This window comes from bacterium endosymbiont of Bathymodiolus sp. 5 South (assembly GCF_900128535.1).
Classification (GTDB): Bacteria; Pseudomonadota; Gammaproteobacteria; order PS1; family Pseudothioglobaceae; genus Thiodubiliella.
This window is the reverse complement of record NZ_FQTR01000071.1, coordinates 1-10,422: the sequence shown is the minus strand read 5'-3', so window position 1 is coordinate 10,422 and position 10,422 is coordinate 1. Positions and strand designations below refer to the sequence as shown.

Here is a 10,422-nt window from a genome sequence, read left to right as displayed (position 1 = left end):
TAGAGGAGTTGTTGTAATGAGTAGAAAACAGGTTTTTTATTTTTATGAAGGTGAAACGGAAAAGAAGTTATTGGAGTTTTTAAAAAATACAAAAAAAATAAGTTCAGGTAAGGTTAGAAAATTCAATCTTTGGAAGGGTCGTTTTCGCAAGATACAAAGAACTATTAATAAAGATGATAAATTGTTTTTCGTGGTTGACACCGATGATGTTACAAATACTGAGTGTTTCAGTAAAAATATAAAGCTTTTAAAACTGTATAATTTTTGTCTTATTGTGCAACATAAGAATTTAGAAGAGGAACTTTGTTTTTCTTGCAATAAAGCCAATAACAAAAAATTATTTAATGATTTTTATAAAGTTCAAAGTGCAGATAAATTTAAGTCAAAGTTTTGTAGGGATAAGGGTATTGACTTAACATTAAGTAACAATGATTTTAATTTTAAAAATTTTTGGTCTAGAAGTGGTGATTTTTCTGATTGGTTAAAGAAAAATGGAATTTCTGCTAGTATTGAGTGTAATTATAAGGTGTGACTTATGGGTAGAAGAAGAAAACTAAAACCTAAGACTTACGAATTAGAGATTGAATCGTTATCGCACGAAGGGCGAGGCATTGCGCATCTTGATGAAAAGGTAATTTTTGTCAGTGGTGCATTACCGGGTGAAACTGTGATTGCTGAGCGGTGTTTTTCGCGGGCTAAATTTGAAGAAGCGCAGGTGAGCGAAGTGTTGCTTGCCTCACCTAAGCGCATGACACCAAAGTGTGCGGTATTTGGTATTTGCGGGGGTTGTTCATTTCAATATTTATCCAGCACAGACCAAATTGATGCTAAAGGAAAATGGCTAAAAGATGCATTTCAACAGCAAGCCAAAACCGAGCCAAAAAATTGGCTTGAACCTTTGCAGGTAGAGGATTGGGGCTATAGGCGTAAGGCGCGTTTAGGCGTGCGTTTTGTTGTCAAAAAAGACAAAGTATTGGTGGGTTTTCGAGAAAAAAAATCAGGCTGGATTGCCAATATGGATAGGTGCGAAGTATTGCATCCTTCAATCGGGCAACATTTGGTAGCGTTGGGCAGTGCAATAGAAAAACTCTCAATCAAATCACAAGTACCCCAATTGGAAGTTGCTGTTGCTGAAAATAACACAGTGCTCATCTTGCGACATCTTGAGCCATTAAGTGTGAAAGATGAGCAGATATTGTTAGATTGTGCTAAGGATTTGGGTGTTACTTTTTATACTCAAAGTGGTGGAGAAGACACGGTTAAACCTCTTGATAGAGGCGTTGATTTAACCTATTCTCATCCTGAGCATAACATTGAAATGGCGTTTTTACCAACGGATTTTACTCAAGTCAATTTTAAACTGAATCAAAAAATGGTGTCATTGGCAATTGATTTACTTGAGCTCAATGATGACGATGAAGTGATTGATTTGTTTTGTGGTTTGGGTAATTTTACTTTGCCGATGGCGCGTTATGCAAAACAGGTGATTGGTGTTGAGGGCGATAGCGGACTGATTGAGCGTGCTAAGGAAAATGCACAGAGAAATGACATTCAAAATGCTGATTTTTATAAGGCAGATTTATTTAAAGAAGTAGCAGGTTTTGAATGGTTTAGAGGCAAAAAATACAACAAAGCACTAATTGACCCAGCGCGCTCAGGCGCGATTGAAATTGTAGAATTATTACCTAAACTTGGCGTTGAGCGATTGGTGTATGTGTCGTGCAATCCTGCAACTTTGGCACGAGATACTGCTAGACTCATTGAGATTGGATATAAACTAGAATCTGCAGGCGTGATGGATATGTTCCCACAGACTGCTCATGTAGAATCAATTGCATTATTTACCAAATGATTAGTATTAGCATTAAAGACCAAACACTGTCTTTTAAGGATAAAACTTATTCTATCAGTAGTGCGGCAAATGGACTTGGGGAAGAAGAGGGTTCATTTTGCACGCCAACGGGTAAGTTTAAAATTGCCTCGATGATTGGTGATGGGCTTGACATAGGTGCAGTGTTGGTAGCAAGAGTGCCAACGGGTGAAATATATTCACCTAAACTAAAGCAACAATACCCTAATAGAGATTGGATATTGACGCGTATTCTTTGGTTAGATGGAATTGAAGCGCATAATAAAAACACCAAAGCACGCTATATTTATATTCATGGTGCACCTGATGAGGCAACAATGGGTGTGCCTAGTTCAAAGGGTTGTATTAGACTGCGTAACCAAGATATTATTGAGTTATTTGAACGCGTTAAAATCGGTGAAGATGTTGTTATAATGAAACCATGACTATATTAGCACAATACTTACCTAAGAATGCTTTAGAGCGTCTAAAAGCCAATAAAGATGCAGTACTAATTGATGTTCGCTGTGAAGCAGAAAACAAATTTGTTGGTCGACCAGTTGACTGTATTTTTGTGCCCTGGCTTGATGACCCTGATTGGGAAGCCAATGAAGATGAATTCATTGCTGCTATTGGGCGCTTTAATTGCCAAAAAGACACTGAAATTATTCTAATTTGTCGCAGCGGTTATCGCTCTGGTGATGCGGGCAAATGCCTGCTTAAATTTGGCTTTACCAATGTTGCTCATGTTGTTAGTGGCTTTGAGGGGGATCTTGATGAAAATAATCAGCGTGGCAATGTCAATGGCTGGCGTCATGACGGCATGCCTTGGTTACAATGTTAGATAATATTAAGCTTTTTATCCACCCTCGAGTGATAACCATGCTTTTTCTTGGCTTCTCAGCGGGCGTACCAATTTTGCTTATTTTTTCTACATTGGGGCTTTGGCTGAATGAAGCTGGCGTTGCAAAATCTAGTATTACCTTCTTCTCTTGGGCGGCATTAGGCTATTCATTCAAATTTGTATGGGCACCATTAGTTGATCGCCTGCCGCTGCCTTTTTTGACCAAATTGTTGGGTCGAAGAAGATCATGGATGTTTGTTTCTCAATTAGCCATTATGGTTTCAATCTGGCTAATGTCTACTGTCAATCCGCAAGCTAATATTGATAATTTAGAGTTAATGGCGATTGGTGCAGTGCTACTTGGGTTTTCATCAGCCACACAAGATATTGTCATTGATGCATACCGTATTGAATCATCTGATAAAAATATGCAATCAATGTTGTCTGCCACTTATATTGCAGGTTATCGAATTGGCATGCTGGTGGCGGGTGCCGGTGGTTTATTTTTGGCCAGTTATTTTGGCTCCACCAAAGAGTTATATAGTTTTTCAGCTTGGTCAAATACTTATTTAGTAATGACTATGGTGATGATGGTCGGTGTGGTAACCACACTATTAATCAAAGAGCCTGATTTAAGTGGGCACAATAAAGCATACTCAACCACAGATTATCTTAGATTTTTTGCATTATTTTTAGCCATAGTCGTTGCTTTTATTGCCACATTTGTTGTTAGTGCTGATCTTGGTAAGGCAGTTAAATCAAGCCTTACGGAAGTATTTTCTAATCAGTATTTGTCTGGTTTTATTGTCGCTACATTAAGAATGATACTGGCTATTGCCGGTGCTTATATGGCAGCTAGAATATTAATCGCGTTAAATATTGTCAATCGTTCGATGGTGAATAGCACTTATGTTGATCCGGTTAAGGACTTTTTTGATCGTTATGGATTGCGTGTTGCTATTTTATTATTAGCAGTGATTGGCTTGTATCGAGTGAGTGATATTGTACTCGGCGTTGTGGCCAATATTTTTTACCAAGATATGGGTTTTAGCAAAATTGAAATTGCCACTGTAGCTAAAACATTTGGTCTATTCATGACCATTGCAGGTGGATTTTTAGGCGGCTTGATGGCGATTAGGTTTGGCGTATTTAAAGTGTTATTTCTAGGCGCGGCGCTGTCTGCAATAACCAATTTATTGTTTATTGTTTTGGCTAGTGCCGGTCATGATATGACTTGGCTATACATTACCATTGCGATGGATAATCTATCGGCAGGGTTGGCAGGTGCAGCCTTTATTGCTTTCTTATCGAGTCTTACCAATATTAAATTTACCGCGGTTCAGTATGCCGTCTTTTCATCTTTAATGACTTTATTACCTAAGATTTTTGGTGGCTACTCAGGCACAATCGTAGAAGTATTCGGCTATAGTGAATTTTTTATTCTCACCACGCTGATTGGATTGCCAATTTTGTATTTGGTATATAAAGTTAAACCTTACATTGATTAAAATATGAATTTAGGAACTATTATGATGGATGTGTCAGGTTTGACATTGTCCGAAAAAGAAAAAACCCAATTAGGCAAATCCAGCATTGGTGGTGTTATTTTATTTTCGCGTAATTTTGAAGATATTTATCAAGTGAAATCTTTAATTCATTCTATTCGCTTAACCAATCAGAATTTACTCATTGCTGTTGACCACGAGGGTGGTAGGGTACAACGCTTTAGAAAGGGCTTTACGCATTTGCCAGCGATGGCAAAACTCGGTGATATTTACGATAAAAATCCAGCTCACGCTTTAGCACAAGCAGAGTCTTGTGGCTATGTATTAGCAGCAGAATTATTAGCCATTGGCGTGGATTTTTCTTTTGCACCAGTGCTTGATTTGGATTATGCCACATCTTCTGTGATTGGCGATAGAGCCTTCCATTCCAACCCTGATGTGGTGGTGAAGTTGGCCGGCAGCCTGATTAAAGGCATGCATGATGCGGGCATGAAATGTGTGGGTAAGCATTTCCCTGGACATGGTTTTGTAGCAGCAGATTCACATCTAGATTTACCAGTAGATGAACGCCCATTGAGTGATATTTCTCAAGATATGCAAGTTTTTAAGGATCTTATTAACCATGGTTTGGACGCCGTCATGCCAGCACATGTGGTGTACTCACAAGTGGACTCAAGTCCAGCGGGTTTTTCATCAAAATGGATTAAGGAAATTTTGCAAGAAAAATTGGGCTTTAATGGCGTGATATTTAGTGATGATTTATCCATGCAAGGCGCACATTTTATTAAAAATATAGTCAAGCGTGTTCAAGTCTCACTTGAGAGTGGTTGCGATATGGTGCTGATTTGTAATCATCCTGAATTAGTGGAACAGGTGATTGAGCGTGATTGGCCGATGAGTGAAAAACTACAATCAATGCGAGGGATTAAGTCTAAGGATGCCGGTAAAATAACTTATTCCCAACATTTAGAAAATATCAGTGATTTACTATGAGTAAAGACAACAAGCAAGATTTTGAACTTCGCCTATTAAATGCGGTAAGAAAAACCCTTATTGCTGTAGCAAAGGACACCATGACCAAGCCAGGGTTGCGCCATCCATTGGCGCAGGATACGCAAAGAATGATCACCGATTGCTTGGATATCGTCGTTTCTAGGCAGGTCGCCATTGAAAAAGAATCGGGCACACATACCAAAATGAAACCTGTTTATACCGATGAGCAAACGGTACAAAGTATTTCTGTTGATGAGCTAAAGAAAACGCTAAACTAGATTCAATATGTTTTTAAAAAGGTCTCAAGTTAGTAAAAATAAAAAATGATTTTTTTGGCTGCCATTTTTGGTTATTGGGCTAATGGAGCTGTTGGTGCGTTTATCGGGCTTGCCATCGTTTTGATATTGAACTTTGTTATAAAGTCATTCAATGTCAATAACAATGTTCACGCCACAACACTCTTCCTTAACTCTCTTTTCTCAATACTTGCAAAGATGGCAAAGGCAGATGGCGTCATCGCTAAAGAAGAAATTGATGCTGTAACACAGTTTATGAATGCGATAAGATTGAGCAGTAAAGACAAAGAAACTGCCATCAATGCCTTTAGAAAAGCGTCATCAAGTGAGCAATCAATCTACGAATATGCCAGTCAATATAGGGCAGTAGCCAGTGTGGAAATGCGAGGGGTTGTCTATGCAGTGCTTTGGGAAGTTGCGTATTCTGACGGTGTTTTGCACGAACAAGAAGATGAAATTCTAAGAAAAATACCCGAGTATTTAGGTTTACACAGCGGTATATATAATGACACTAAAAATAGTGTTAATAGTCAGGGTAACTGGGGTAAGGCTGATATAGATAAGCATTACCAAGTACTTGGGTGCACTAAAGATAATAGCGATAAAGAGATTAAGAAAGCCTACAGAAAAGCCATATCCAAACATCATCCCGATAAGATACAATCCCAAGGTTTGCCTAAAGAATTTATGGATTACGCTAATGAGCAATCAAAAAAAATCAACAAAGCTTATGATGTCATCAAAAAATCTCGACACTGACACCACCCTATGGCAAAAGCACAATACATTAGCTATCAAGAATTAATTCAAGCTGTTGCTGATGCCAAAGATAGCGATACAAGATATGGCTTCTTTTTAGGGGCAGGTGCTTCCGTTGATTCTGGCATTCCTGCCGCTAAAGCATTAAGTGAAAAGTGGCTAAGAACCATTAAAAACAATAAGGGGGCTAATAATAGAGAGCTTAAAAAGTGGGAAGAAGAACCTGCCAAATACTATAGCGAGATCTTTTCCCAGCGTTTTAGAGCGAACGCCTCCGCTGGTCATGATGAACTGCAGGGATACATCAATCGAGCAACCCCAAGCATCGGCTACTTATTTTTGGCACAAATTCTAACCAACACCAAACATAAATTTGTGCTAACCACCAACTTTGACACAATGACCGAAGATGCTTTATTTTCACTTCAAAATGCCAAACCTTTAATTATCGGGCATACCTCTTTGGCTAATTATATTTCTGTTAATAATAGCATTCGCCCAGTGATTGTGAAACTACATCATGATTATTTATTAAGCCCAAAAAATACCGAGCAAGATACAAATACCTTGCCACCCGAGTTTAAAAAGAACCTTACCCCTGTTTTAGAAGGCGTGCATTTAATTGTGATTGGTTATGGTGGCTATGACACAGGTATTATGGATTATTTACGAGAAACCACCAGTAGAAAACCCATCTATTGGTGTTGTAGAGATAAAAGTAGACTATCAGCAGAAACAAAAAAACTGTTAACAGAGCAAGATTTCATTGTTGAAATTAAAGGGTTTGATCGTTTTATGCTCATGTTGAACGCTAAATTAAAGCACGATCCAATAATTGATCTAGACAATGTTGAGGAAAGTGTATTGGTTAAGAATGCCGTTAAACAAGCAAAGAAATACCAAGAGAAACTGAAGGAGTTAGGTAAAAAACAAGATATAGAAGATGATGAATTAGAAGCATTAAAAGTACAATTACCCACTTGGTGGGATTATGAATTACAAGTTAAAAAAGAAACAGATCCTAATAAGCAAAATAAAATATATCAAGAAGGGTTGGAAGCACACCCTAAGAGTTTTGAACTTTTCGGTAATTACGCACTCTTTTTAACGAATATTCGCAAAGATCACGACCAAGCAGAAGCGTATTATAAAAAATCCTTAGAACTTGAACCTGATAATGCAATTGTTAATAACAATTGTGCATTCTTTTTAACGAATATTCGCAAAAATCACGACCAAGCAGAAGCGTATTACAAAAAATCCTTAGAACTTGAACCTGATGATGAAAATGCTAATAACAATTATGCAAGCTTTTTAATGAATATTCGCAAAGATTACGATCAAGCAAAAAAGCATTATAAAAAATCCTTAGAATCCAAGCCTAATAATGCAACTTTTAATGGCAATTATGCAAACCTTTTAAAGGGTATTCGCAAAAATTACGACCAAGCAGAAAAGCATTATAAAAAAGCCTTAAAAACTGAACCTGATCATGCAAACAATAATGGCAATTATGCACAATTTTTGTTCATTAAGGGTGAAGAATCTCAGGCGCAAGTGTATTTAGACAAAGCATTTAATTTTGCTGACAATCATCAAGATCTATTGGCTGAATTATGGTTTTATCGTTTGGCACATTGTCCTGATTATCGACAGCAGGCGATAGAGCAATTGGATGCGTTGTTAGAAATGGGGGTAAAGTCAATAGGGTGGGATTTTTCTGCCAATATTGAGCGGGCAAAAGAACAAGGTTTTGAACCTATAGAATTATTGCAACAATACGCAGATAAGATTAGTCAATAACGAGCTACTTGATATGTATTTTCACAAAAGCACCCATCGCCTCGAATAAAGGGAGTGTCATCTTTTATTGGATCTATCAAGTTCTTTAAAGTTTCGGGGTCTTAATCAGTTAAGACCCTTAATCTTTTTTATCTAATTCCAAGCGCCCCAAAATTGGTTGCGAACGCCAGTATGACGAGACAATTCTCTAGAAATGGTTGATTTATTTCTGCCCATTGATTTGGCAATAAAAGTTTGACTATATCCTTGTTTATTTAGGAGATAAATATGGTATCTTTGTTCACAGGTTAATTGTGTGTATTTTTTCATGTTTCACTTTTTTGTCAGATTAAAGAGTGGTTAATATATTCTTTTGACCAACTAACGAGTGTTGTGTTTATGATGTGAATGCAAGATTCGTTACTAGCATAAACTTGTTAGTTTAAATTAACCACAAGGAAAATACCATGAACTTAACGCCCATCAATAAAAATGTCAGTCGTGCTTTACTACTAACAGCATCTCTTATGACTACCATCGTTCAGGCGGGTATCAATCTGGCCTACGACAAACAGACCTCTCAATCCAGTGATGTCTCCCCCACGCTCGGTCGTGCTAGAAATGCAGTTGATGGTAACACTGACGGCAACTGGTATAACAACAGCACAACCAGCACCAGAAGTGAACAAGGTGCTTGGTGGCAGGTTGATCTAGGCAGCAAGAAAATTATTAATCAAATCATCATTTACAACCGCACTGATTGTTGTGCAGACAGACTAAAGAGCTATCGGGTTGGTATTTCTAATGAAGAATACTTCAGGACCAACACTTATCAACAAGATTTTTATGTCATGCCTAATCCAAAAACAATCATTAGATTAGATGCACAAGATAAACAAGGTCGTTATGTTAGAATCCAGTTACTTGGTAAAAACCATTTATCTTTAGCAGAAGTTCAGGTGATAGGTGGCGAGCTTTGTAGTCCAAAAATAAAAAATTGGCGGTTTCCTGAAGTAGATTATTCTAGCGCTCATAATGACTTTGGCGGGACGACTAATGCACCAAATTATCCTAATATGGGTGCTTTTGCCGTTCTTGATCCCGATGGCTCAATCACGGCTTGGGGTGGCTCAAATTATGGAGGTGTAAACCCACCTACTGGTGGGGGTTATACCAAGATTTATTCAGCTGGTAGTGCTTTTGCGGCTCTAAAAGAAGATGGTACAATCAAAACTTGGGGTGATCCAGATTGGGGCGGCAAAAAAGGCACGCCCAAGAACAATGGTTATGTCAAGATTGCCTCAACGCTTTCCGCTTTTTCCGCCCTTAGAGTTGATGGTACAATCGCAACTTGGGGTGAAACATACGGTGAAGGCCATGCGCCCATCGACAATGGTTATATCGAAATTTATTCAGCCGGCAATACCTTTGCCGCTCTTAAAGCTAATGGCACAATTACAGCTTGGGGTGGCAGTGTAAACGCACCTACTGACAGTGGCTACACCAAGATTTATTCAAATATTTCTGGCTTTGCTGCCCTTAAAGTTGATGGATCAATTACGGCTTGGGGTGACTTTGGAGCAAAAAGTAAACCTACACCCAGAGACAGTGGCTACATCAGAATTTATTCAACCGATAGTGCTTTTGCTGCCCTTAAAGCGGATGGCACAATTACGGCTTGGGGTGATCTGCACAATGGAGCTAACAATGCACCTAGGGATGGTGGCTATACTAAAATTTATTCAACCAATAGTGCTTTTGCTGCCCTTAAAGCAGATGGCACAATTACGGTTTGGGGTGATCCGCGCAATGGAGGTAGCAATGCACCTGTAGGTAGCGGCTATACTAAAATTTATTCAACCGATAGTGCTTTCGCTGCTCTTAAAGCCGATGGATCAATCACAGCTTGGGGGGATCCAGGCTATGGAGGCAAAGGTGCACCTAAGGACAAGGGTTACACCAAAATTTCTTCAACTTATGGAACCTTTGCCGCCCTTAAAGTTAATGGCTCAATTACAGCTTGGGGTTGGAAGGGGGTTGACGGTTCTAAAAATGCACCCCTGCCCCGAGACAGTGGCTATATTAATATTTATTCAAACCAATTTTCTTTTGCCGCTGTTAAAGCCGATGGATCAATTACAGCCTGGGGGAATCCAAATTATGGAGGCAAAGGTGCACCCGATTAATGAACAGTTTATGCGAATATTGACCACATCAGGGTTTACAAAATTTTTATCATTTATTAGAGACCTTTGCATAAATAGAAACAATCATCAGAAACCCACTTTTCACCCACTTGGCGATTTTTTAAACCCAGCCTTAGCCCTGCTAGGACAAGGTTTAAAGAAATCACCAATTGGGCAAAAATTGGATTTTGCTAATCATCCCTATTTA

12 protein-coding genes are annotated in these 10,422 nt (G+C 38.6%); 11 read left to right on the top strand and 1 reads right to left on the bottom strand.

What is annotated here, in order from left to right; all coding sequences use genetic code 11:
* From BBROOKSOX_RS07270 to BBROOKSOX_RS07230, 9 genes are all read left to right on the top strand, one after another.
* Window positions 1–532, top strand: a 532-nt coding sequence (locus BBROOKSOX_RS07270) for a hypothetical protein (RefSeq protein WP_218973712.1), incomplete at its 5' end; no start/stop codon positions are given.
* A gap of 3 nt (window positions 533–535) precedes the next feature.
* A complete protein-coding gene (gene rlmD / locus BBROOKSOX_RS07265) occupies window positions 536–1,852 on the top strand; it encodes a 23S rRNA (uracil(1939)-C(5))-methyltransferase RlmD (RefSeq protein WP_139660541.1) in 1,317 nt (438 codons plus the stop codon).
* The gene (locus BBROOKSOX_RS07260) at window positions 1,849–2,295 is read left to right on the top strand and encodes a L,D-transpeptidase (protein WP_139660540.1); all 447 of its coding nucleotides are present in this window, start codon (window positions 1,849–1,851) and stop codon (window positions 2,293–2,295) included. Before rlmD ends, BBROOKSOX_RS07260 begins: the two co-directional genes overlap by 4 nt.
* Window positions 2,292–2,693 (top strand): rhodanese-like domain-containing protein, encoded by a 402-nt coding sequence (locus tag BBROOKSOX_RS07255; RefSeq protein ID WP_139660539.1) that lies wholly within the window; start codon window positions 2,292–2,294, stop codon window positions 2,691–2,693. The genes BBROOKSOX_RS07260 and BBROOKSOX_RS07255 overlap by 4 nt, the downstream gene beginning before the upstream one ends.
* Window positions 2,694–2,731: 38 nt before the next feature.
* Window positions 2,732–4,201: an AmpG family muropeptide MFS transporter gene (locus BBROOKSOX_RS07250; RefSeq protein ID WP_139660543.1), complete on the top strand. Its 1,470-nt coding sequence runs from the start codon at window positions 2,732–2,734 to the stop codon at window positions 4,199–4,201.
* Between the two features lie 3 nt (window positions 4,202–4,204).
* Entirely contained in the window at window positions 4,205–5,191 is a 987-nt protein-coding gene (nagZ, locus tag BBROOKSOX_RS07245; protein WP_139660538.1) for a beta-N-acetylhexosaminidase, read from the top strand.
* Window positions 5,188–5,469, top strand: coding sequence for a hypothetical protein (locus tag BBROOKSOX_RS07240; protein ID WP_139660537.1), 282 nt, complete (start codon window positions 5,188–5,190; stop codon window positions 5,467–5,469). The genes nagZ and BBROOKSOX_RS07240 overlap by 4 nt, the downstream gene beginning before the upstream one ends.
* 45 nt (window positions 5,470–5,514) lie before the next feature.
* Window positions 5,515–6,246: a co-chaperone DjlA gene (gene djlA / locus BBROOKSOX_RS07235; protein ID WP_139660536.1), complete on the top strand. Its 732-nt coding sequence runs from the start codon at window positions 5,515–5,517 to the stop codon at window positions 6,244–6,246.
* A gap of 9 nt (window positions 6,247–6,255) precedes the next feature.
* Window positions 6,256–8,049 (top strand): tetratricopeptide repeat protein, encoded by a 1,794-nt coding sequence (locus BBROOKSOX_RS07230; protein WP_139660535.1) that lies wholly within the window; start codon window positions 6,256–6,258, stop codon window positions 8,047–8,049.
* A gap of 132 nt (window positions 8,050–8,181) precedes the next feature.
* Here BBROOKSOX_RS07230 and BBROOKSOX_RS07225 read toward each other — a convergent pair whose 3' ends face one another.
* Window positions 8,182–8,358, bottom strand: coding sequence for a helix-turn-helix domain-containing protein (locus BBROOKSOX_RS07225; protein WP_139660534.1), 177 nt, complete (start codon window positions 8,356–8,358; stop codon window positions 8,182–8,184).
* Between the two features lie 137 nt (window positions 8,359–8,495).
* Between BBROOKSOX_RS07225 and BBROOKSOX_RS07220 the strand changes: the two genes are divergently transcribed.
* Window positions 8,496–10,214: a discoidin domain-containing protein gene (locus BBROOKSOX_RS07220; protein ID WP_139660533.1), complete on the top strand. Its 1,719-nt coding sequence runs from the start codon at window positions 8,496–8,498 to the stop codon at window positions 10,212–10,214.
* A partial coding sequence (locus BBROOKSOX_RS07215; RefSeq protein WP_218973711.1) for a hypothetical protein occupies window positions 10,189–10,422 on the top strand: 234 nt, incomplete at its 3' end. The genes BBROOKSOX_RS07220 and BBROOKSOX_RS07215, both read left to right, overlap by 26 nt.